Raw genomic sequence first — 23,767 nt, forward strand, 5'->3', positions numbered from 1 at the left:
CATGAGTGGGGGATGAAAAAAATCGACACCTGTTTATGTACGCCGTCAGTTTTTGATAGGTGCCTTTTTTGACAATACTTCAAATGCTAGGAATTGTGTTACTTGGCTAGAGTTAAAATTATTATCTGAAACTAATACAAGACTGTCGTTCCCGTTTGCAAGTTTAGGCCCCCAAGAGATGCCTTCGATATTGTCAAGTTTAGATAAACCTAATGTGTTCAAATCAAGAATTAAACGCTTTTTAACAGGCTTCAATTTACTTTTTTGTAACGAATCTATATTACGAATATCACTAGCTCCGTTAAGGTCAATTTCATAAATACGAATATAGTTTTTAAAGCTTCCATCTGCACCTTGTACACCAGAGCGTTCAATTGTTAATAACTCGTGGTTGTTTACCGCAAGAATCTCTGACACGCCATTATCTGCGTATTTGCCAGGCGCTGGCGCTTTTGGAATTGGATCAACAGGGTATGCGTACTGTCCTAGTACATTCCCTTTACGATCGTATTGAGTGATTCGTGAAAGTGCCCCGGAGTTTGTAGTAGGTATAGGCCCGTCCTGATATAATGGACCTTCCATTGCAACCCATAGCGACTTACCGTCAGGTGCAAACGTAGAACCTTCAAAACTCAAGTTATTACGTGATCCATTCTCTTTTATTGGCGATACTTTAAATATTTCCGGCAGAGGCAATGTAGACAAGTATTGTCCATCACGAGTGGCATGTTTCACAAACGGATTTAAGCCAAGAGAACGATCACCCTCACTCGTATACCAAATACTCCCGTCTAACGGATCAATTTCTATGGATTCAAAATCTGGAACTTCTCCACCCTGAGTAGGGTATTGTAATTGATTCGGATAAACACTTCCATCAGCTTGCTTTAAAAAATTTACTCCCGTCAATTGAACAGAATGAAAATCTTTGAGATTATAGTCGAGCTTAGCATTATAAAAACGCGCAGGATTATAACTTGATCTGTCATCGCTTATCATGACCCATGTGTCACTTTTAGAATCGTACCTAAGCCCTGAAAGACCGCCCACAGTAGTTCCTTCAAAATTCTCATTGAGCGGAATTTGCTTCTCTCCAATAAACCTTAGACTCTTAACAGAATGTTTTTCGTTTACTTTATTTACACCATCCTTTTCCTTGCTAGAATGGTCATCATTTTCCTGTGATACATGTTGCTCAGCAGCATGAATCGTAATAGGTGATAAAGCGAGACAAGCACTTAATGCACCCACACTTAAAACGTTAAAATACTTAGGAAACTTAAGTTTTTTCATCATACTCTCCCTTTCCTATGCTTATTTTTATACATCACTATTTCCTTCATACAAAATTACCCTTCTAAAATAACACTCGGATATGAATTTCCATTTAAGAAACTATTAAAAAAAGGTAAATAATTGTCAAAATTTTAAATAAAATCGTTACATTTGCAATAAAGATGTTTAAGAACGCCAGTCATGTTATTCCGTTAAAGGGCTAAATTATGAAATAACTATTTAGTAAAGGTAGCATCTGCGAATTGTGCCACCATATGTCCAATAATGAATATAGCCCACAGGTAAACTGGTTCGTATATTCGGCTAAAAAAAGGTTTTCATAAATTAAGTTTTTTTGTCACAATTGAACCCCTCTATCCGTCTTGATTAATGAAAAGAATAGGAGGAATTTAAATGAATAAATTTGATGTCGCCATTATTGGTGGTGGGTTTGCTGGATTAACAGCTGCTCTTTTTCTAGCAAAGGAAGGTAAGAAAGTAGTGGTGCTTGAGAAATCAGACCGATACGGAGGACGGTCAATGACCATTAATAAAAATGGCGTTCTCATGAACCTAGGTGCACATGCCCTATATAAAGGTGGTGAAGCAATGAAGATATTTGATGAACTCGGGATTACAATCAAGGGAAATGAACCGTCTGCGGATGCATATGCTATTTGGAAAAATGAGGTTTATCAAGCACCGCTGGGTTTACGTTCCTTATTTTCGACGCAATTTCTTAATGGTTTAGGGAAGGTCCGTCTTGCAAAGCTTATGTTTCATCTCAGTAAAATGGATGTAAATTCGGTTTCAAATGAAAGCGTGCAAGCTTGGGCAGAAAGAAAAATCATTGATCCAATGGTACGCCACTTCTTTTATGCATTATGTAGATTAACCACTCTAACATATGCTCCAAGTTTACAGCTAGCTCGTCCAGTTTTGAGGCAGATCCAGATGGTTATGAAAGAAGGTGTTCTCTATGTCGATAATGGCTGGGAATCTATTGTAACCGAATTAAGGTCTAAAGCTGTCAGTTTCGGTGTTAAACTTCTTGAATCTATGAATGTGAATAGTATTGACCATAATGGGCAGGTTGAACGAGTGAATTGTACGAATGGAGAATCGTTTGATGTAGAAAGTGTGATCATTGCAACACCTCCTAACGAGGCATGTCGCCTTGTACCCCATGTTGAAAAAACCTCGCTGTATCGTTGGAAGGAGGAAGCGATTCCTGTAACCGCATCCTGCTACGATTTAGGATTAAAGACGTTACCAAATACAAATCATCAATTTGTGCTAGGACTTGACCAGCCTATCTTCTTTACAAATCAATCTAGGGCCGCAAAGCTGAGTAATGACGGAACATCAGTAGTTTCCTTGGTTAAATATCATGATTTGAATAGAAGTTCAATAGATTCCCGAACAGATAAACAGCAATTGGAACATACAATGGATTTGCTTCATCCAGGCTGGCGACAAGAAGTGGTCGAACAGCAATATTTACCTAAAATAACCGTTGTGCATAATTTTCCTCATACCGGTAGAACGGAAAAACCAGGTCCAGCTGTTCCGGAAATAAAGGGCCTTTATATAGCAGGTGATTGGGCAGGAGACGAGGAATTATTGGTCGATGCAGCTGTTGCAAGCGCGAAACGTGCAGCGTTACACATATTGAAAAAAGATTGGGTGTTAATATGAATCAGAAGAAAAAGAAGATGGAATTAGAACAAATTTATCAAGATTACAAGCCACTGCTTTTTTCCCTAGCATATCGAATGCTAGGGAGTGTGATGGATGCAGAAGATATTGTTCATGAATCATTCGTTACTTTTGCAAAACTTAAAGATTCCAAGTCCATTACAAGCGTAAAAGCCTATTTGTGTAAAATTACGACCAATTGTTGTATTGATCACTTAAGGTCTGCTGCCCACAAGAGAGAAACTTATGTGGGCACATGGCTTCCTGAACCGATTGTGGAAGATTACCTTGATGATCCGGATAATTCATATTTTATGAAGGAATCTTTATCCACCGCCTATATAATGTTGTTGCAACAGTTATCTGAAGTTGAAAGAGCGGTGTTTCTTTTACGAGAAGTCTTTCAATACGAATATAATGAGATTGCCTCTATGGTGGATAAAAGCAGCACAAACTGTCGGCAAATATTTCATAGAGCAAAGAAAAGCCTTGTATATGAACCGAATGTTTACCAACAAGATTACCAACAATTTAGTAACTATGTAGAAAGGTTTACTGCAGCATTGCAAAACGGTGAAATTTCAGAAATGCTTCAAATGCTGCAGAAAGATGCAATCTTCTATGCAGATGGTGGCGGGAAAGTTACAACTGCATTTAAACCTATTTATACTGCGGATCGAATTTCACACCTATTCTTGAATGTAATTAAAAAGTTACCTGAAGGTGCTTTGTTCAAATTTAAAAGGGTTAACGGTGGACCAGGAGTTGTTATTATGATTAACGGTTACCTGGCCTACGTAGTTTCATTTGAGTTTAAAGAAGGGAAAATCAATTCCATTTATATGGTGGCGAATCCTGATAAGCTTAGCCATTTAAACGAAAATATCTAAAGGGTTATCCAAAACAGCAATAAAAAGGAATCCATAAAAAGATTCCTTTCTTCATTTTATATTTAAAAATTGTTTACAATCCTAATTTCATTTCATAATGTGATAATTGTTTTCCTGGGTAATCCTTATTACAAGTAAATTCAAATCCAAGTGTCTCTAATACTTTACTTGATTTAGCATTTGCAACTTTAATTCTGGCAATTAATTTTTTAATTTCCATTGAATGAGTAGCATAATGAATAGATGCATTTGCGGCTTCTGTTGCATAACCTTTCCCCCAACATTCAGGGTCTAACAGATACATAATCTCAATATCTTCTTCTTTTTCATCTATATACCTTAATCCGCAATGACCTATCATTTTCTTTGTAACGTTATCTAATATTGCCCATACCCCAAATCCATATTGATTCCAGTGATTCACAAATTTCTCAACATAAATTTTTGTTTCTTCTTTAGTCATTCCTTTAGAAGAGGCAAGCCATTTGCCTACTTCATCCTTTTTAACAATTTCATAAATATCATCAATATCTTCTAAGCTTATTTGTCTCATATAAAGCCGATCTGTACTGATTGTTTGTCCGTTTATTGTAATATTCATAAATATTTACCCCTTTATATAATAATCACATAAAAGTTATCAAAATCTTACCAGTTAAATTTTATCATATTATACAAATACATGGTGATAACACATGTATTTAGTTCACATAGCACCATGTATCAGCAGTTCAACACCTTCCTAAAAATTACAATTTATGTTAATTTAATAATAAAGTGAAACTTCCATCAGTGGAGAGTTTTTTCATCTCCAACTGATGGAAAGCTCTCACCAATCGGGCTTTTACGGGCAGTTATCCCCCACCTACCTTCTGTAGAAAAGCGGAAGCGGCTCGCCCAGAATCGCAGGACGTTGGAGCACCCGACAGAGAGGCGCTTTTTGCCTCGTCCGAGGGGGCGAAACGACCGGAGATTCTAGCCGCTAGAGCTGGACAACGCTTTTCTCTGAATCTTGAGGTGGCCCGTTAATGCGGGATAAACCATACTATCAAACAGAATGAGGAGGATTACATTATGAGCTCATTTTCTTATATACTTGGTATATTTCTCATCATTATTGGTGGTTTTGATATGTATAAAAGTCTTTGTTTCAGATTTTCTAAATATGGTATATCTATAAAAACAACAGTTGTGCCATTCTGGATCATTCGACTTGGGAGATCTTTACTAACTATAAGTCTAGGTATTTTTCTAATGATGATTTAAAGCAAAGCGAATTCTACATGAATTAACTTTGTTGGTTCACATACATACAATATGATTGAATTTATATAGGAGAAAAATATGAATCAAAAACCATGGTATTTACGAGACAAATTTTTATATACGCTATGCTTAGTTATCCCTTTAATAGGATATATAATTGTTCTACTTAACAAAAAAAAGTTCAAACATGAAGAATGGCTACCTTTTTTTATTAGTCTCTACAATTATGACTTCTCTTTGGGTATTAAAATTTCTTCCTAACTACATGTTTCTTACAGGAACAGTTCTTACACTATTATTAATATATAAACTTATTAATAGCTAAATAAAAAAATATACACTTTATACATTTACAAGTAACATAACCCTACATATTTGTACATTAAATAAAGTCTAATTGTTTATAAAAAATTTTGATCAAAGTCCTGTATTGAAAATGCAGGACTTTTCTTTTCTTATTACACTAAAGGATAGTGTAGTTGAACGAGAACAAGAAAAAATTGGTACAATAATAAACATATAGGGGGGATAAAATGAAAAATCAATCTGTATTAAAAAAGCATTTATGTGAACTAGAGCAACAGTTGTTAGAACCTGAAACTCGTACATCACCAGCAGAACTAGACAAATTACTTACGGATGATTTTTTTGAATTTGGGAGTTCGGGGAATGTTTGGTATAAAAAGGATGCGGTTGGTGGAGAGGGACTTAGTGTAAGAGAAATGACTCTTTCTGATTTTGAAATATACCCTTTATCAGAAGATACGGTGTTGGCGACATATCGTATAAAAGATGAAACTAGAATGCAGAATACTTTACGTAGTTCCATTTGGAAATTGATAGATGGAAGATGGCAAATGTTTTTCCATCAAGGAACTCCAACAAAATCATAATAACAGTATTATTAAACAAACGGGTTTGTTAGTTGAACAAGAAATACAAAAAACGATTACATTTTTTTATAAAAGAATACTTGCATAAAATATTGTAAGAGTGTATTTTGAACAATTTTTTTCAAAATACACTCTTTCTTTTTGTCTGTCTATTAATAATATTCGTATCTTGTCACTTAAATTTATTTGATAAAATCATTTATTAATTCATCTGTTGTAAGTATTGTTGCAAATTCATTATGCAATGTAGCTAAAGATATATTATGGATAGTTTCTGCATCATAATATTTATCGTTTTGATCCTTCATACCAAATGCCGCTGTTGCATCCGAAATTAGATATGTATGAAAACCTAAATTACCACTCATCCTTGTTGTTGTAGATACACAATGAGGTGTAGTTAAACCAGTTATGACAACTGTTGTTATTTTATTTTCTTTTAAAAACTCTTCTAAATTAGTACCAATAAAACTACTATTTACTTTCTTTGTTATAATTACTTCTCCATCAATTGGTTTAACTATTTCCTTTATAGCAAATCCTTCATTCTTCGGATAAAATACGGAATTAGGATTATCAGACTCGTGCTGTATATATATTACCGTCCATCCTTTTTCCCTCCATAATTGGAGTATCTTACTAATATTTTCTTCTGCGTTTAAATTATTTCGCTCTCCCCATTTTTTATCATGAAAAGCTTTTTGTACATCTACAATAATTAAAGCTTTATTATTATTCATGAAACTTCCTCCCTTTGAAAATTTCCAATTATTACTTTATTTTAATATCGTAAATACCTTTATTCAACTAACTTACATATGTTTTGATAACCCGTACATCTAGAAATACAGAAAAGCCCCCTAAAAATCTGAAAGGACTTTCATTCATACAAGGTAATTCATCAATAGTTAAAGTTAAACAATGTATTTAAATTAATTTTTCATATTATTTTTTCTCGATACAATGCCTATAATAACAAATCCTACATATAGAACCATACATGTAAATGCAATTAAACTTTTCATAGATACATGCCCTGTTTTTAATAGACTTACTATGATAAATATCACAATTAACAATACAATACATGGCCAAAATATTACTGCAATACGTTTTCTCTTTTGAGGTGAACCTTTTTCTTGATTTTTAGAAATACGTGTTCCGAAAAGAAGAAAGATACAAATTAAAAATATCGTAAAATATATAGTATCTAAAGAAAAAGAATGATCATATAAAGCAAATGCAATCTCACAAGCAATTATAGTAAAAATTGCAACAATAATAGTTGAATTTTTAAGATTACCTTTCAAATCATTACCTCCTGTATACAATTGCCTTTCATTTTTGAATGCTATCATTTTATTAACTCGAATGAATTTATAAAAATCACAATTTACATACCACCGTTTACTTTCTGATGTTCTTTTACATGTTTTTTCTTGATTAATATAGCCTTATACAAAGAAGCTAGACCTAATACAGCAAATACAATGATTACAGGAATTCGAGCTATGTGTGGAAGATAACGCGGAAGAAAGAAAAGACGTACTTTTTCATCTATATTAAGTATTTCAAAAACGAATGGTACTATACTTTGATGAATTAAAAAAAAGATACCTACAAACACAAGAAGTGCAACAACAGCAAGTTTTTTCTTAGGTAATTCAGTCGCTTTATTTTGTACTTTCTTTTCACGATCCTCTCGCTGAGTTCCCATGCCATTTTTCATTTTAGCTAGTAATTCAGGGCCACTTGATTCAAGCTTTACATAAGCAATGCGGCCAAACCACCAGGCAAAAAACGCTCCAGTACAAATACCAGTAGGTACACCCATCCATTGTAAAAGGTTTAAATGAAGCAATGTCCCAATCCATACAACTACCAAAGCAGGTATAGCAGTTGCTAGCACCATCACCATCATAAGCCAAGTTGTTAGAAACATTTTACCAGCATTCATATCGTCACCGGATACAATCGTACTACGCCCCCGCCTTTGCGGATCTGTTATCGGGATTAAGTTAAATACCGATAACAATACAATAAGACCTGCAGCCCCGCCCAGTAATGCAGGAATGAATGCGAACACCCATGGGTAAACCCAAGTGAGTCCGCTAGACGTGGTGAAAATAACTGTCGCTACAATAGCAACTGGACCGACAACCAATAACCAAGCTCCTTGTCGACCGCGTACATCGATCCGTTCTGCACCAGGAGTCATCAATGTCAGCCACAATGCACTCCCATCAAAACCATATAAATTACAGGCAAACATACTTGTAAAAACAATCATAATGACTCCTGCCCACGGCATTAAGCCAGGTATACCAGCAATCGTAACTAGGCAGCCATAGAACAGCCCTGTCCATAGACCCATCCGGAGGAAACGACCACGCTGTGGATCTCTTTCCCAACATTGTAGTTCCTTAGTCATTATTGCTCCTATTTTAGTTTCTGGAAGGATTCGGAGAGCGTTCCTATGATTTTTCGCAGTAGTCCAACCTTTTATTTTTGTAAAATTTGTCGTTGTACTTCTTGTCAATAATTTCGCCCATATGTAAAACAGAAGTCCGCAAAGTATGGTTAGCACAAGTAAAGAAACAGAAGCTAATACCCAATTTGATTGACTAGCCTGCTCTACAGCAAGTATCGCCCAGCTCGACGGGAAGATGTACAGTATAGTAAATTTTTTTATTGTTATCGAGTTGATGGCAGGAAGTGCATACCAACCCACGTTTAAAAACGCTATAACAAAACCAATGAGCATCGCTCCAATCTCCATACCGACCCGAGATTTCATGGTCTCGCCCATGATACTAATCACTACTTTTGATAGCAGCACTACAAAGACTAATTGTAAAATAATTGCCGGAACAGCAACTATAATTGCCCCCAGGTTAAGATGTGCTGCGTACAATAAAAGACCCATAAAGGCTACTAGACTAATTAGTGGTCCTAATCCTATAAAAGCTGCAACAAGTAATGCCCTAGCCAGTTTATACGAGTTAAGTGGGAGTAACATGAAATATTCCGGACGTAATAGCCCGTCTCCACCGGTGAGCATCGGTCCCATTATCCAGCCGATAGTCCATACTGCAAAGACAATGTAGAGAATATCCTTCGATACGGTAGGATTAGTAGAAGCAAAAAGCAGGACAGTTCCAATCGCTAGTAATAGGCCAAATAATCCACCCATAATCAGGAGGACGGCTCTACCTCCATTCATCGAATGCCTAAGTATCGTTAACTTCATTCGGACTAATACACTAACCAAGACAATTCCCCTCCTAGAGCGGTACGACTGCCTACTAACCGAACGAACGCTTCTTCAAGACTTTGTTCACCACAAACATCATCCATTGTTCCTGACGTAACCACACGCCCTTTGGTGATAACGGCAACGTGGTCGCACAGTTGTTCAACCAACGCCATAACGTGGCTAGAGAATACTACAGAACCACCTGAAGCAACAAATCTCTGTAAAATCTTTTTAATAGTAGCTGCAGAAATGGGGTCTACAGCCTCAAATGGTTCGTCAAGAACAAGCAACTTTGGAGCATGAAGAAGTGCAAGAGCTAGCCCGATTTTTTTACGCATTCCAGTAGAGTAATTGATAACTAGCGTTTTTTCAGCATGATTCAATTCCAGTACTGTAAGTAGTTCCTCTGTACGATGAGCCACTTCCTTGACATCCATCCCTCTCAATAACCCTATATATGTTAATAGTTCGCGTCCAGTAAGCCTTTCTGGCATAGATAGCCCATCTGGCAATACGCCAACCAGCATTTTAGCATGCGTTGGATTTTTCCAGACATCGACACCAAAAATTTTAGCATCCCCACCATCCGGTCTTAGTAATCCTACAGCCATTGACAGTGAAGTAGTCTTACCTGCTCCATTTGGTCCAACCACTCCGTAAAATGAGCCACTTGGTACCATTAAGTCAATATGATTGACTGCAATTGAATCGCCGAATCGTTTATACAAATTAAGAAGCTGCAGCGCTGGAGAGGATTCATCAAATGTGGATTCCAATGATATTGATTTAGAGCTTTTCATAGCCTTAGTTCCTCCTTCAAGATTTTATTTCTTTTCGATGGATAGCAATCGAGCTCCTTTACATAGAGATGGGGAACTTACTGCCCGCGAATAGCGGAATAAATGTCTATTTTTTGGAGTTGTTTATTTTTCAGTTTCATAGTTTAATTTTAGTATAAATGGTTATTTTTAACAATAGTTCAGAACTGTATATAGCAAGGAAACCAAAAGATGCACTAAGCATTAGCGGACATTAGAATTGTAAAGAATCGCGGATATATCATAAAAAACATTGATGCATTCATCTCACAAATACCATAAAAAAAGGATGGCAACCGTTCGTTCGGCTACTCACCCTCTAATATACGATTATTACAGCAAAACAGAATCCTCATCCTTATCTTGATGACGTCGTTCCCGTTCTTCTGCTAAACGTCTCATATATATTTCGCCTTCTTTTTCAATAAACTCATTATCAATTTCTTGTTCTTTTTTCGACGTATATAAGACCATATAACCGCTCACAACGATACCGATAATAATAAGATAAATCCACCATGGTAAAGTTTCCATTCAAATTCCTTCCTTTCATAAGACAAGCTTTGTTAGTTTCACTGTATGAATGAAAGGAAGGTTTTATGACTACCATATTTAATTTGGATTGTCTTATATATTGCCCGTAACATAATGTGAATCATACACAACTGTGAAGTGAGACTTCCATCGGCGAGGATCTTACTGCCCATTAAGGTGGGATAAAACTAGTTGTAAGTACGAAAACAAAAGAAATAAGAGTAGTTGAAATAACTACTCTTATTTCTAGAATTATAGTAAACTAATAACTTTCTAAGGAGAGTTTCACCTTATCGATGAATCCAAACCGCCCCTGCTGACTTATCATCAGCTTGACCTACTACTTCAAATTTCAGTCCAAGATTTGGAAGTTTTCGTCCTGCATCTGGAATTACGCTGTTCATATATGATTTAGAATCATCAAATTTAGACACACCTGGTAATCCTTTATAATCAAAGATTCCGCGCGTTGGGGAATTTACTTTCCACGCTGGTGTTTGATCAGGCGAGAACGCAGCATCTGCAATTTGATAACGAGTACTATTTTTCACAGTTGGTTGGCCATTTAATGTTCCAATAATCGCTTCTGGATGAGAATCTACTACTCCAAGGAATCCTTCACCTGGATGCACGCCAACCCAGTTATCTGTAAAGCTTTGATCTGCATACCATACAACAAGTCCTGTATTGTAAACTGGACCGCGTCCATATTGCAGCGCTTCGTCAGAACCTGCATAGTTTCTCCACTCTAAATAATAATTATTTTTCTTCTGCTCAAATCCATCAGAAACAGTAAATCCTTTTAAAGTAAAGCTCGGTTGTCCTTCTGCATCATCAGAGAAAACAACTTTATTGTCTACCGTTAAAGTAGCATTATCAAGCGCAAAGCCTCTGTAAGCTACAGCAACATCTGTTAAATATTCAAATTGTAGTTTTACTTTCTTACCTTTGAATTGACTTAAATCATAAGACTTGTCAATCCACTGATCATTCGTTGTATCCATGCCATTCTTTATATCTTTGTCGCCCATTCTATCAATCTTTGTTTTCGTTCCATCTTCTGTAATCGCGTATACATCAAGGAAATCATATTTTGCTTCCAGTTCGTAGAATGCTTTGTAATCAAATTTCGCATTCGTTGCATTTGTTAAATCGAATACTGGCGTCTCTAATGTTGTATGTATATCATTTCCTTTTGTACTATAATAAAATTTCTTTCCAAAGCCAGGTGCAATATTTTTCAACTTTTTATCTGGTAAATTTACACGAATAATTCCTGGACGTTTTGATTTTGTAACACTTTGATCTAAATACGTCGAAAATCCGATACCTGTGCCAAGTTTATCGTAGTCTACCTCTGCAATATTCGCCCAGTTCCCTTGCATATTCTTTTGGAAGAACTCTTTGTTTTGCGGAGAAAAACTAGTTGGTTCTGTTCCTGCAATTCTTCCAGCCCAGCTACCGCCGCTCATAATAGACCAAGATTCAATCGGCTCACCTTGTCCTGAATACTTTGTATCGTACTCATCTGGTAAACCTAAATCGTGACCAAATTCATGAGCAAATACACCAACTGCACCGTCTTCAGGCTCAATTGTGTAATCGTATGCAGCCATCTTTCCGCCCCAGTTTGGTACAGATGATGTCGTTCCAGCAATTGCATAAGGCTTTGATCCAAGTTTTGAACGATGAGACCAAATTGCATTATCTTTCAATTTTCCGCCGCCAGCTTCTTGTCCAACTCCAGCGTGAACAACCATTAAATGATCAATAATTCCATCTGGTTCATTTTTATTACCGTTACCGTTGTAATCGTATTGGTCATATTGATCAAAATCAGCTAAATTAATTCCTTTTGCTACCGCTGCTTTTAACGCGTCTTTTACTAAATCACGTGGCCCTAAAGGTCCTTTATTATCATGACCAGTTCCAGCATCAGCACCGTAATCTGCAGCTTTCCCCGGAACAGTTAACCATTCCGTTACAGTTCCATCAACTGTATAACTGCCGCCTGATTGCTCTTCATAGTATTGCTTAAATGTTTTAATTTTTGTGCCATTAAATAACGTAAATGGCTCATCGCCAAATAACATGTTTTGATAATGCTCACGATTAAAATCATTTGCATACATATATCCTGGTTCTTGGTCGATATTGTTATGTTTAAAATCACTAAATTCTACAAGTAACACAAGAACCTTGTCTTTACGAACAGGCCCGTTATATTGTGCTTGCTGTGCAGAAGACGTTGGCACTTTACCATTTCCATGTATCTTTCCATTTAATCCAGGCACTTGCCCAGCTAATGGACCATTCTTTGACTGATGCTGTTTCTCTTTCTCTTTCTCTTCCATTTTCGCATCTTTTACTTTTTTCATAAAATCAGTAGCTTCCTGAGTAAGGCTGTCTTCTGGCGTTGTTTCCTTTCCAGGATTTTCGCCTTGCTTTTTCTCTACATATTTTTCTACAGCCTTTGACGTTTCTGCTTCTGATGCAGAAGGATCAATAATCCCGCGTTCTTTTAACGCATTCGCCAAACGTTCCTCCGGTATTAAATGCTCATCTATGAAACTAGATGGCTCTGATGATGATTCAGCATAAGCAGAATGACCACCGAAGGCAAACATAGAACTTAGCAAAGCCCCTGTTGCCAACACTGAAAAAGTTTTTAATTTTCTGTTCTTTTTCAACGCAGTTCCTCCCTATCGTGTATAAGTTGTCGACTTTTTTGTCGATATTTACATATTATTATCGATTGGTGAAATTTTCAATATTTTTGTAATATACAGATAATTAAAAGGTAAATTTTATATTAAGATAACAAAATAATTCAAAAAATGAGGGTTGTTTTAAATCAGTTTTACTTGCGGGGCTGAGTAATAAGTTATTCAAAAGTAGTAACGGCTTTTTCTTTTACAAAAAATCTTGACGGAAATCGTGCCTCAACCAACAAAATAGAAAAAGCTTTTCATCTCCAAAGTAAACTAATGTATAATAGTTTACTTTCATTTTCCATAATACAACCCTATACATGTTAATATATGTTATATATAGTAAATATTAACTTTATATAAAGGGGTGAGTATTATGACTGAAACAAACGAATCTTCAGGAGTCAATTTTAAAAAAGATGTGAAGTTTTCTATTATAATCCCTGCACATAATGAAGAAAAGTACATTAGAAAATGTTTGGATTCAATTACAAAAGCATCAGAGGCATATAAAGATCAAACTGAAGTCATAGTTGTTTTAAATCGTTGCACAGATAAAACAGAGGAAATAGCAAAGTCGTATAACTGTATTACATTAAAAAATAACGATAAAAACTTATCCAAAATCCGAAATGCAGGGGCCGAAATAGCTAGCGGAGAAATAATCATTACTATAGACGCTGATACCCAAATGACAGAGTCTATGTTGTCTAATGTAGACAAATATTTAGCTTCAGGTAAATACATTGGTGGCGGGGTAACTGGGAAGTTTGAAAGAATATCTTTAGGAATATTCGTTTCCGCAATGTTAATAATAATCCCCTTTCTTTTTAAGTATGGAGCTATATCTGTAGGGATTTTTTGGTGCTATAGAAAAGACTTTATGGCAATTAACGGATTTAATGAAAACATGCTTATGGCAGAAGATGCAGATTTCGCTAAACGGTTAAAAAAATGGGGAAAGCAAAATAATAAAAAATTCGGTACAATTAAAAATGGAATGATAACTTCAAGTAGAAGATTTGATAAATATGGAGACTGGGCTTTACTTAAAAATCCAAAAATAATCTTAGCCTATCTAAAAGGAAATGATAAAAAATACGCAGATAAAACATATTATGATAACCAAGAAAGATAACTGTGAAGATTCCTAAACAAATCATCATCAAATGAACTAGTGAAACAAGATAAAAAAATTTAACATAGAAATTTACATACAAATAACAAAAAAAGACAGTCTTAACTGTCTTTTTTTCATCTAATCTTCAAATATGAATCATTCATCAATTCGCAGTCTATTTTTTATGAGTAAGTCAACTTTGTTTATCATCATGCTGTTTATCAAATTGATTATGATTTATTCGTTCACCCGTGATCGGATCTAAGAATAGCTTCTCCTTGTTAGGCTTATGTTTAAAATCAAACATATTGTTTAAAGTACCTGCTATAGCATCAAAAGAGTGATCACCAATTCTTCCTAAGTTCCAGTTGTCCTCAATAAAACGTAAGATAGAGGTTTGATCCGTCAATGTATGGTCTACAAAATTCTTCTTCGCGTACGGAGAAATAACTAAAAGCGGTAATCTTGGGCCATACCCTGCACGATTTAGATACTCGCCAAGTCTCGGTTTCCCAGCGTCACCAGGTCCGTATAAGGCATCTGTTTTAGCATCATTTGATCCATTTACAATTTGAGGCATCACATGATCATACCAACCGTCCGAATCATCATAAGCAATAATAACCGCTGTATCCTTCCATTCTGGTAAACTTTGAATACGATTGATCGTATCCACTATGAAATGTTGTTCATCTAACGGATCAGAATATCCAGCATGTCCATCTTGATAGTTTGCTGCTTTCAAATAGCTTACTGCTGGCAGATTTCCAGTGTCCGCCGCTTTCCAAAAATCATCCAAATCATATTGATGGTTCGCCTGATCGGTGCGGCCAATCATAGCAACTGAAGAAGGCGGCAAATGATCTGGGTTTGAAGTAGATTTATAATATTGGAATGGTTCGTGATGCGGGTTATAGTCTGTGACGGATTTACCTGCGATATTCTTATGTTGTGCAGTTGTATCGCGAAACCCTCCTTGGAACCAACCCCAAGTTAATTCTTTTTTATTTAATAAATCCCCAATATTTTTTCCATTTAGTTCAGCTTGAGCCCGTTTCGGATTTGAAGCTTTATCAAAGTAAGGATCCGGATCACCTATGACAGTTCCATTGACCACGTTATCCTCAATATCCCCTAATTTTTGGCCGTTTTCGTATCCTGCTGCTCCATGAGTCTGTCCAGAAATTAGGTTAAGTGCACCTGGAGTTGATGGGCCGAAAGTTGTACCAAATGAGTTATCACTCATAGCAAAATTTTGGGCGTAGTTCCATAACCCAGTTACCGTATTTCCATCATAATAATCCATGACTAAAGACTTATCTGATCCACCAGAAGTATACTCTACAAACTTATCCATTTTCCCGCCATTAAACGCTTTTTGTTCATCCGTGTATTCATGGTCCATATCATCCGTCACCGCTTGAGAACGATCGAGACGTTTCGGATTAAACTGGTTCGGGTTATGATTTAAGAGTTCATTCGTCAATCCGTTGACGTAAGGTGTATTAGCCTTTGCTTGGAATTTTGGCTCCCCCGCTGGGTTTTTCGCGTTTGGATAGGTACCAAAATAATGATCGAAAGAAACATTCTCGCTAAATATAACAACTACATGTTTAATTGGTGTTGTTGTTTCGACAGATTTCTTTTCTTTCGAAACTATAGTATCGTTGTTCTTTTTTTGATCAGCAAATGCGAGTGAATATGTAGATCCTGCAAAAATGGAACTCAACGCCACAACGCTGCCTGCAACAAGACCTGCTACTGTTTTCTTCTTCATTACTCTCAGCTCCACTAAAATATTTTTAACAATAATAATAGTAGGCCTACATCATTAAGCAGATATTTAAATAATATTAATTTTCTGTAAAAAATAATACCATGGGTCAACTATTGGAGGTCACAATTCATGGCCATCAAGCTAAAGCGAAATTGTATCTATAAAACGAAAAAATGCTATTCTTTTCGTAGAAATATACAGAAAGAATAGCATTTTTTCATAATATAGATAACAATAATATATTAATTTAGGCTAATTATACATTCACTTTACAATAGTTTAACAACATTATTTATTTATGATAATATAAAAATGTATTATTTTGAAATTTATGGAGGAAAGTTATCTATGCAACCTGTAATACCTGCTACTTCTTTATTTTTATTTATTGGTGCTCTTATTTTATTACGCAGAGTCCGCTCTATGCACAAGCCAACTAAAGGAAATGGAAAACGAATACTCTTTCCGCTCTTATTTTTAATTCCAGGTTTTGTATTCTTTCTTAACCCAGGTCACACAACATATCTTCAAATCTTTATCAGTATTCTTCTAGGAGTTCTTCTCTCAATACCTCTTATTCTATTATCAAACTATGAAATACGAGAAGATGGTTTCATTTATACAAAAAAAAGCCCAGCTTTTATTGTAACATTTTTACTTATGATTGCTTTACGATATTATTTTCGTCAACACCTCTCTACCATCAATCCAGGTACACTCAATATGTTAATATTCTTAATTGTAATTTGTTATTTGATTCCTTGGAGAATCGCTTGTTATATGAAATTTAAAAGGATTCTTAAATTAAAGAATCAAATTAGTATCCAATAGCCTGTATTCAGAGTAAGAGAAACAACTAGCAAAAAACACATCTCGTAGGAACTAAATCTAAAGCAGTACACAATAATTGAACTTTTTCTATAAAGCTTACAGCAAGGCAATCTCTTATAAGAGATTGCCTTGCTTATTTTAAAAGAGTTATTGCCGATATTGAAGAAGATTATATACAACGTTATAAAAAAGGAGTATTACCTGGATTTATAGAATTGTAACTCATCTAAATCTAATTCGTTCTGTTCTGGAGGATTCAAATTGTTTCTTAAGGTACAGGAATTCGACTTTTTTAAGTTGAAATTCGCTTAGAGTACAAAATTTCCGAATATATATGATTATATGCGTTCTCAATGATAAAAAAAGGCAGGTGTTAATAATGTTTTCTAAGGTGAAAGCGATGGTAATGATAATAAGTATTATCTTTCCATTAATGCTTATTTATGTTTCATATAGTTGTATGCAACAACCCGATAAATCACCACCTGCATATTACCCTGCCTTGTTAAGTATAAGTATGTTGTCTGTAGCAGTTTTAATGATTTTATCAGTTTTTAAAAAAAGTAAATGATTATTGAACTTGATAGTCAAAAAACAAACTCTCTAATTTTTAGAGAGTTTGTTCACTTTGTTAAAAAAGTCTTTCATAGTTGTCTATGGGAATTCAGCTCTTTTTTGCATTTTGGGTTTGATGACGATGTCCCTAACAACAAAAAAGAAGTAAGGCAATGATAATTACCTTACTTCTAGTATATTATAATTTAAAATTTTGAATCATAAGTTGCAATTCCTCTGACATTTGCGCTAAATTTTGAGCGGAAGAACTAATTTCCTCCATTGAGTTCATTTGTTCCTCCGAAGAAGCAGCAACATTTTGCATACTTGCCGTATTTTCTTCTGCGGCTGCGGCAATTTCATCAATTGCATCCGTAACTTCATTTGCATCTTCTGACATGCGTTTTGCTGTTGTTGCCATATGATTAATTTGAGATACGATATCATTTGTAACATTCAAAATGTCTGCGAAACTTGTTTTTGTTTTGTCTACAGCTTCAAGGCCAGATTGTACTTCTATTTTCACTTCATCCATAGATTGTACTGTACATTCTATATCATCTTTAATCTCTGTAATCAGTTTTGCAATTTCTCCTGATGATTGTCCTGACTGCTCTGCTAACTTTCTAACTTCTTCTGCTACAATCGCAAATCCACGTCCTTGTTCACCAGCTCTTGCTGCTTCAATTGCTGCATTTAAAGCTAATAAATTTGTTTGCTGTGCAATATTTTGAATCACTTCTAAAATAGCACCAATTTGTTTTGATTTTTCATCCAATAGTTTAATAATAGTATCAGATTGTGAAACAGACTGATGAATCGATTGCATTTGACTCGCTGTTTGCTGTACCAATTCTCCGCCTTCTTCTGCCTTTTGCCTTGCATATGCTGAAGAACTAGAAATAACTTTTGAGCTATCTGTTACGTTTTGAATAGCTGTATTTACTTGTTGTAATAGTGCAGCACCTTCTTCTACTCCTTGACTTTGTGATTGAGCGCTACTCGATACTTGTTCCATCGCAAGCGTAATTTGATCTGTTGCCTCATTTGCTTGTCGTACACTTGAAGTCAACTCTTCTGCTGAAGCAGCAACATGTTCTGCGGAATTACTCATCTTTGAAATTACATTGCGTAAAGAAGCCGCCATCTCATTAAAGGAAGCTCCTAATCTCCCAAGCTCGTCGTTAGAATGAATCGCAATTTCTTCTGTTAAATCACCTTGGCTAATTTTTTGTGCAGAAACAACAATCGCTCTTAACGGACCTGTAATTGATTTGGTGATGAAATACACGAGTATGCCACCTAGCAATACAGAGATTGTAACTACAATTAACGTTTTATAAAATACTGGTTCAGCTGCCTTAGTAATTTCATCTTCATACATAACACCGATAAATTTCCAGCCTGTTTTATTATTTGTTTTAAAGGAAAGTATCTTATTGTCTCCTTTATCATTGTATGAAAAATACCCTTGCTCTTTCTCATAAGCTGGATTAATAAAAGCTTCTGTAACTTTAGAACCACTTTTTCTAGTAGGGTGACTTACAACTTGTCTATTTTGATCTAAAATTGTTACATATCCTTTTTCTCCAATTTTAAACATTTTTGTAGTTTTTGACATATTAGCAAGATTTAAGTTAACTCCGACAACGCCTTTTCCATCTTTTGTCCTTTTCGCAATCGTTACTACCATATTTTTTGTAGAAGAAGACTCATATGGTGCCGTAACAATTACTTTATCTCCATCTTTCATGGCATCTTTATACCATGGGCGATCCGTTGGTTTATACCCTTCAGGCATTTGAATAGAAGGCTCTCTTACAAACACTTCATCTTGTGTGCCAAAATAAATTCCTTCGACTTCAGGATGGATACTGCTATATTGTGAGAACTGTGTTTTTACGTTTTCTATTTTTTCTCCTTGATATGTATCCTCTGTTAATATATCGGCAAAGTGAGACACATCCACAAATTTTGCTGCTAAATTTTGAGTAATAAAAGTATCTAAAACAGCAATATTTTCATTTGCTTTTGCAGTAATTTGATTTTTAAAATTTTCTTTTGCAGTTTGGTAGGACACACTGCCAATAATAAATCCAGGTACAATTAAAATAATTAAAAAAGATAAAATTAATTTCTTCCTTATACCAATATTGCTAAACCGTTTGAATAAATGATTCATATCTAAAAACCACCTTCCACTTTATTTTTTCAAATATATAACATACGATTCTCTTCTTTTGATTAGAACGCAAAGGAATTCTTTTCAGATATTACATATTTAATCATAATAAATCAATAGATAAATATATAAAAATATTTTCTGAAAAATATGGTTAATGGTTCATTCTACAATGAAAAAGCCCGTCACTTGACGGGCTAATAGAATTAAACAGACTTATTTTCGTTCTTCTTTATATCAATACCGAGTTGATCTTGCAGAGCTTTTTTACCGCTGTTTGTAAGATGGACTGCCCGACTTTTTTCTTCTTTTGTAATCCATCCCTGTTCAAAAAAAAGATTGGCTATTTCAGATCCTAACCAACCTGCAATATGGTAACGTCTTTCACTCCAATCAAGACAAGGCTTTGCAAATATCCTCCTTTTTGTATTAGCCTTTTCGATATCAATCCCAAACTTTAAAAACCACTTTTTCCCTTGCTCAGTCACAGCGTATTCTCCATCTTCTAAAGTTAGAAGTTGTCTATCAATTAGTCCCTCAGCTATCTTTACACCGAGCTCTCCTGCAAGATGATCATAACATGTTCGAGCAGTGCGAACTTTTTTTAGTTCATTGGACTGCCTCAAAGAGCGAACCGGAACAGTTGGTGCAATTGTGCCTAATTTTTCAAGAACTTCTGCTACCTCTTGATTAGCAAGTCTATAGTACCGATGTCTACCATGTTGTTCAACATGAAGGAGATTACCCTCGACCAATTTAGAAAGATGGGAACTGATTGTTGGATGTGACACTTTTGCCATATATGCTAATTCACTAGCTGGTAAAGCCTGACCATTCATTAAACACTCTAAAATTATTGCTCTTGTAGGTTCAGCAATTAGTTTTGCTATATATGAGATATTTGGATATACATTCATATTTCGATGATACCCTAATTATTCCTTTGATACAATTATCTTACATCCACAAGCAAGGAGGAGTTTATCATGAATGCAATTGAGCTTTGTATATTAAATTTAAAGGAAACAAGAAGGCGCTCTATCAAACTGTGGAGGTCTCTTCCTGATAGCTTGCTTTCTTGGAAACCTGACAACGAAGCAATGTCTTTTGGGGAGATGATTCGTCATGTGTGGAGTGCAAGTTTCCATTATCATATGCTCTTAAGGAACAACGGATCAATAAAGACCGAAATACATACCCCATACGATAAAGAACCAATCACTTCTGTTGAAAAAGAGATCGAGTTATCGCAATCGTATTTTGACAATTTTATAGAATATGTTGAATCCATATCAGCGGAGGAACTAGAATCAAGACTTATTGATAGAAGTGATGTAGGCTACCAACGATATTTGGGTGACATGCTTTTAAGAATTGCCTATCATGATGCTGTTCATACAGGTCAGTTTTTACAATACTTACGAATGGTAGAGTTGGAAAGACCCCTTATATGGGATTAACCCTAAATAAAGATTGATCTCCATTACCATCAAGCTTAGAGTAAGTAAAAAGGTTGTGGTAACTTAATGAATAACATAAATATTGTTGTAAATCGTGCCCTTTCTCTTTTTAGTGAGAAAATGGTAATCTTGACAGCTGGTATTGGGATGTTTTTATCAACTTTAGATACCGGTATTATCAATGTTGCTTTACCATTTTTAGAAAAGGAATTTCATTCAACAGTAGCTATAACAGCATGGAGTGTAACCATATATGTGATGGCACTTAGTGCTACTATCCTTTTATTTGGAAAAATTAGTGATTGCGTAGGCCGAATTCGAATATGTTTGTGGGGGCTTTTCATATTCCTTATTAGTTCTATATTATGTGGTTTATCTCAAGAAATGTGGCAATTGCTTGTATTTCGCGCCATCCAGGGAATTGGTGCCGCTGCTTTACAAGCTACATCTGCAGCTCTCATTACAACTTTTGTCAGCCCTGAGAATCGCAGTCATGCATTAGGTACCTTAGGAGTAATGATAGGCTTAGGACCCATTTTAGGCCCCACTGCAGGAGGATTTTTCATTTCGCTTGGGAGTTGGCGATGGATTTTTTGGATTAACATTCCATTATGCTTAATTGGATTCTGGGCTTGTTACAAAGCCTCTCGGGTTATAAAAGAAGAAACACATCCATCACCTATCAATGTATTAGGAAATATATACTTTACTTTAAGTGCCTTGCTGTTACTTTTTAGTTTATCGCATGGATCAAGTGTAGGAATGAAAAGTATATCTACGTGGGGATACATCATGATTTCCATTATTTTATTAGGTATTTTCATCATTCATGAATCCAAAGAAAAACACCCTATTATAGATATACATTTATTCCATCATTCAAACTTTATAGTTCCGATATTTGCAACAGTAGGTTTTGGGGTGGCCTCAGCAATTATTTTTATTATTCCACCCTATTTCTTACAAGCATTTACGCAATTGGCTCCTTGGCAAACAGGATTTGTTTTATTATCAGCTCCTCTTGGTTTAGTAATATTCTCGCGAATAGCAGGAAAATTCATAGAACGTTATGGGCCAAACTTACCTATGAAAATAGGTTTATGTGTAATGGTTATAGCACTTGTTGGATTAAGTTTTATTCAAGCCCATTGGTCATCGTATATAATCGCTAGCCTATTATTTCTATATGGAATCGGGGGAGGGATATTTCAACCAGCTAATATTGCATCAGTTATGGCGTCTGTATCCAAAGAAAAACAAGGTACGATTGGAGCTGTACAACGTATGTTACAAAACGTCGCAATTGCTTTTGGTGCTGCAGTTTCTGCAACATGTATGAGTTCACAAAGTCACATGGAAACATATAAACTTATTCAAGCTTTCCAATATTCGTGGTACATCGCAGGAGGATTACTATTATGTAATCTTCTATGTTTTTTAGGCTATCGGAAATCTTAAAATATAAAAATGTAGTTTCTAACAATGAAAAGCCGAATTTATCCCAAGATAAATTCGGCTCTTTTTCCATCTCTTTTAATTATGAAACGTCGGTTTATAAAACGAACGATTATCAAGCGCAAATACACGCTCAGTGTATTCACCTGGTTTTGTACGGCTCAGTGCACGATCCATCATATTCATCTTCGCATCTAAGTTATCAATGTAATGAAGAATCTCTGCTTCTTTTACAAGCGGCGGCTTCGGACTGCCCCACTCTGCTTTGCCGTGATGGGATAAGACGATGTGCTGAAGAATTAATATTTCTTCTGCTTCAATTTGCAGCTCGTCTGCTGCTTTGCCAATCTCATTGACCATAATGGAAATGTGACCAAGCAAGTTTCCTTCTAACGTATACGTTGTTGAAATTGGACCTGATAATTCAATTACTTTCCCAAGGTCATGTAAAATCACACCCGCATACAATAAATCTTTATCAAGAGACGGATATAGCGTCGCAATTGCTTTTGCTAAGTCAAGCATGGATACAACATGGTACGCAAGTCCCGATACAAACTCATGATGATTTTTCGTTGCGGCTGGGTAATCTAAAAATTGACTTTGATACTTATTCAGCAAGTGTCTCGTAATACGCTGAATATTAGAGTTACGCATTTCAAATATGTACTGTGTAATTTTCTCAACCATATCTTCTTTTTTGAGTGGCGCCTTTTCCACAAAATCCGAGATATCCGTTACCTCATTCGAATTTGCCAATCGAATTTGTTTTACGCGAAGTTGAATACGGCCTTTATAATTTTGAATATCTCCAGCTACTTTTACGATTGCTTCCGCTACATATTGCTGTTCTACTTCAGGTGATACATCCCACAGCTTTGCTTCAATGTCACCGCTTTGATCTTGCAAAATGACTGTTAAAAATGGTTTTCCGTTACTTGCGATTCCTTTTGTTGCCGACTTAATCATTAAATATAAATCGACTTGCTCACCAACTTCATACTGTGCAATTTTCTTTTTCATATGTTTTCCTCCACCGTCATCGA

19 protein-coding genes are annotated in these 23,767 nt (G+C 35.5%); 7 read left to right on the top strand and 12 right to left on the bottom strand.

Annotation, left to right across the window (positions count from 1 at the left end):
* Positions 1-45: 45 nt before the first annotated feature.
* A complete protein-coding gene (locus AB1279_RS19095) occupies positions 46-1,296 on the bottom strand; it encodes an esterase-like activity of phytase family protein (RefSeq protein ID WP_429760403.1) in 1,251 nt (416 codons plus the stop codon).
* Between the two features lie 393 nt (positions 1,297-1,689).
* On the opposite strand from AB1279_RS19095, the gene AB1279_RS19100 reads away from it, so the two are divergent.
* Both AB1279_RS19100 and AB1279_RS19105 read left to right on the top strand, forming a co-directional pair.
* Positions 1,690-2,973, top strand: coding sequence for a phytoene desaturase family protein (locus AB1279_RS19100; protein ID WP_429760404.1), 1,284 nt, complete (start codon positions 1,690-1,692; stop codon positions 2,971-2,973).
* 17 nt (positions 2,974-2,990) lie between these two features.
* On the top strand, positions 2,991-3,863 hold the full coding sequence (locus tag AB1279_RS19105) for an RNA polymerase sigma-70 factor (protein ID WP_429760406.1): 873 nt from the start codon (positions 2,991-2,993) through the stop codon (positions 3,861-3,863).
* Between the two features lie 73 nt (positions 3,864-3,936).
* Here the strand turns inward: AB1279_RS19105 and AB1279_RS19110 are convergent, their stop codons facing one another.
* Positions 3,937-4,464, bottom strand: a complete 528-nt coding sequence (locus tag AB1279_RS19110; RefSeq protein WP_429760408.1) for a GNAT family N-acetyltransferase — start codon at positions 4,462-4,464, stop codon at positions 3,937-3,939.
* A 1,198-nt stretch (positions 4,465-5,662) separates the two neighbouring features.
* On the opposite strand from AB1279_RS19110, the gene AB1279_RS19115 reads away from it, so the two are divergent.
* On the top strand, positions 5,663-6,022 hold the full coding sequence (locus tag AB1279_RS19115) for a DUF4440 domain-containing protein (protein WP_429760410.1): 360 nt from the start codon (positions 5,663-5,665) through the stop codon (positions 6,020-6,022).
* Positions 6,023-6,204: 182 nt separating this feature from the next.
* On the opposite strand, the gene AB1279_RS19120 is transcribed toward AB1279_RS19115, so the two are convergent.
* From AB1279_RS19120 to AB1279_RS19145, 6 genes are all read right to left on the bottom strand, one after another.
* Positions 6,205-6,762, bottom strand: a complete 558-nt coding sequence (locus tag AB1279_RS19120; protein ID WP_429760412.1) for a cysteine hydrolase family protein — start codon at positions 6,760-6,762, stop codon at positions 6,205-6,207.
* 192 nt (positions 6,763-6,954) lie between these two features.
* Positions 6,955-7,332, bottom strand: a complete 378-nt coding sequence (locus AB1279_RS19125; protein WP_429760413.1) for a hypothetical protein — start codon at positions 7,330-7,332, stop codon at positions 6,955-6,957.
* An 83-nt stretch (positions 7,333-7,415) separates the two neighbouring features.
* On the bottom strand, positions 7,416-9,293 hold the full coding sequence (locus AB1279_RS19130; RefSeq protein WP_429760415.1) for a hypothetical protein: 1,878 nt from the start codon (positions 9,291-9,293) through the stop codon (positions 7,416-7,418).
* Positions 9,278-10,078 carry an ABC transporter ATP-binding protein gene (locus tag AB1279_RS19135; RefSeq protein WP_429760416.1) on the bottom strand — a complete coding sequence of 267 codons (801 nt, stop codon included), beginning with the start codon at positions 10,076-10,078 and terminating at the stop codon, positions 9,278-9,280. The genes AB1279_RS19130 and AB1279_RS19135 overlap by 16 nt, the downstream gene beginning before the upstream one ends.
* Positions 10,079-10,429: 351 nt before the next feature.
* On the bottom strand, positions 10,430-10,630 hold the full coding sequence (locus AB1279_RS19140; RefSeq protein ID WP_154711726.1) for a sporulation YhaL family protein: 201 nt from the start codon (positions 10,628-10,630) through the stop codon (positions 10,430-10,432).
* A 290-nt stretch (positions 10,631-10,920) separates the two neighbouring features.
* A complete protein-coding gene (locus AB1279_RS19145) occupies positions 10,921-13,320 on the bottom strand; it encodes an immune inhibitor A domain-containing protein (protein ID WP_429760418.1) in 2,400 nt (799 codons plus the stop codon).
* Positions 13,321-13,717: 397 nt separating this feature from the next.
* Here AB1279_RS19145 and AB1279_RS19150 point away from each other — a divergent pair, with 397 nt between their 5' ends.
* Entirely contained in the window at positions 13,718-14,479 is a 762-nt protein-coding gene (locus AB1279_RS19150) for a glycosyltransferase (protein ID WP_429760420.1), read from the top strand.
* A 175-nt stretch (positions 14,480-14,654) separates the two neighbouring features.
* Here the strand turns inward: AB1279_RS19150 and AB1279_RS19155 are convergent, their stop codons facing one another.
* Positions 14,655-16,238 carry a phospholipase C gene (locus AB1279_RS19155; RefSeq protein ID WP_429760421.1) on the bottom strand — a complete coding sequence of 528 codons (1,584 nt, stop codon included), beginning with the start codon at positions 16,236-16,238 and terminating at the stop codon, positions 14,655-14,657.
* Positions 16,239-16,586: 348 nt separating this feature from the next.
* On the opposite strand from AB1279_RS19155, the gene AB1279_RS19160 reads away from it, so the two are divergent.
* Complete coding sequence (locus AB1279_RS19160; RefSeq protein ID WP_429760422.1) at positions 16,587-17,069, top strand: CcdC protein domain-containing protein; 483 nt, start codon at positions 16,587-16,589, stop codon at positions 17,067-17,069.
* 754 nt (positions 17,070-17,823) lie between these two features.
* On the opposite strand, the gene AB1279_RS19165 is transcribed toward AB1279_RS19160, so the two are convergent.
* On the bottom strand, positions 17,824-19,806 hold the full coding sequence (locus tag AB1279_RS19165; RefSeq protein ID WP_429760424.1) for a methyl-accepting chemotaxis protein: 1,983 nt from the start codon (positions 19,804-19,806) through the stop codon (positions 17,824-17,826).
* 206 nt (positions 19,807-20,012) lie between these two features.
* Positions 20,013-20,723, bottom strand: a complete 711-nt coding sequence (locus AB1279_RS19170) for an ArsR/SmtB family transcription factor (RefSeq protein WP_429760425.1) — start codon at positions 20,721-20,723, stop codon at positions 20,013-20,015.
* 69 nt (positions 20,724-20,792) lie between these two features.
* Here AB1279_RS19170 and AB1279_RS19175 point away from each other — a divergent pair, with 69 nt between their 5' ends.
* Positions 20,793-21,266, top strand: a complete 474-nt coding sequence (locus AB1279_RS19175) for a DinB family protein (protein WP_429760426.1) — start codon at positions 20,793-20,795, stop codon at positions 21,264-21,266.
* A gap of 66 nt (positions 21,267-21,332) precedes the next feature.
* Entirely contained in the window at positions 21,333-22,724 is a 1,392-nt protein-coding gene (locus AB1279_RS19180) for an MFS transporter (RefSeq protein ID WP_429760427.1), read from the top strand.
* A 75-nt stretch (positions 22,725-22,799) separates the two neighbouring features.
* On the opposite strand, the gene yhaM is transcribed toward AB1279_RS19180, so the two are convergent.
* Positions 22,800-23,744: a 3'-5' exoribonuclease YhaM gene (gene yhaM, locus AB1279_RS19185; RefSeq protein ID WP_429751724.1), complete on the bottom strand. Its 945-nt coding sequence runs from the start codon at positions 23,742-23,744 to the stop codon at positions 22,800-22,802.
* Between the last annotated feature and the right edge of the window lie 23 nt (positions 23,745-23,767).

The sequence above is a fragment of the Bacillus sp. S14(2024) genome, assembly GCF_050473785.1.
Lineage (GTDB): Bacteria > Bacillota > Bacilli > Bacillales > Bacillaceae_G > Bacillus_A > Bacillus_A yunxiaonensis.

What these genes read in the sequence shown, in the direction of transcription:
- AB1279_RS19095 (WP_429760403.1), bottom strand. Translation starts at nt 1,296, where the DNA reads ATGATGAAAAAACTTAAGTTTCCTAAGTATTTTAACGTTTTAAGTGTG.
- AB1279_RS19100 (WP_429760404.1), top strand. Translation starts at nt 1,690, where the DNA reads ATGAATAAATTTGATGTCGCCATTATTGGTGGTGGGTTTGCTGGATTA.
- AB1279_RS19105 (WP_429760406.1), top strand. Translation starts at nt 2,991, where the DNA reads ATGGAATTAGAACAAATTTATCAAGATTACAAGCCACTGCTTTTTTCC.
- AB1279_RS19110 (WP_429760408.1), bottom strand. Translation starts at nt 4,464, where the DNA reads ATGAATATTACAATAAACGGACAAACAATCAGTACAGATCGGCTTTAT.
- AB1279_RS19115 (WP_429760410.1), top strand. Translation starts at nt 5,663, where the DNA reads ATGAAAAATCAATCTGTATTAAAAAAGCATTTATGTGAACTAGAGCAA.
- AB1279_RS19120 (WP_429760412.1), bottom strand. Translation starts at nt 6,762, where the DNA reads ATGAATAATAATAAAGCTTTAATTATTGTAGATGTACAAAAAGCTTTT.
- AB1279_RS19135 (WP_429760416.1), bottom strand. Translation starts at nt 10,078, where the DNA reads ATGAAAAGCTCTAAATCAATATCATTGGAATCCACATTTGATGAATCC.
- AB1279_RS19140 (WP_154711726.1), bottom strand. Translation starts at nt 10,630, where the DNA reads ATGGAAACTTTACCATGGTGGATTTATCTTATTATTATCGGTATCGTT.
- AB1279_RS19150 (WP_429760420.1), top strand. Translation starts at nt 13,718, where the DNA reads ATGACTGAAACAAACGAATCTTCAGGAGTCAATTTTAAAAAAGATGTG.
- AB1279_RS19155 (WP_429760421.1), bottom strand. Translation starts at nt 16,238, where the DNA reads ATGAAGAAGAAAACAGTAGCAGGTCTTGTTGCAGGCAGCGTTGTGGCG.
- AB1279_RS19160 (WP_429760422.1), top strand. Translation starts at nt 16,587, where the DNA reads ATGCAACCTGTAATACCTGCTACTTCTTTATTTTTATTTATTGGTGCT.
- AB1279_RS19165 (WP_429760424.1), bottom strand. Translation starts at nt 19,806, where the DNA reads ATGAATCATTTATTCAAACGGTTTAGCAATATTGGTATAAGGAAGAAA.
- AB1279_RS19170 (WP_429760425.1), bottom strand. Translation starts at nt 20,723, where the DNA reads ATGAATGTATATCCAAATATCTCATATATAGCAAAACTAATTGCTGAA.
- AB1279_RS19175 (WP_429760426.1), top strand. Translation starts at nt 20,793, where the DNA reads ATGAATGCAATTGAGCTTTGTATATTAAATTTAAAGGAAACAAGAAGG.
- AB1279_RS19180 (WP_429760427.1), top strand. Translation starts at nt 21,333, where the DNA reads ATGAATAACATAAATATTGTTGTAAATCGTGCCCTTTCTCTTTTTAGT.
- yhaM (WP_429751724.1), bottom strand. Translation starts at nt 23,744, where the DNA reads ATGAAAAAGAAAATTGCACAGTATGAAGTTGGTGAGCAAGTCGATTTA.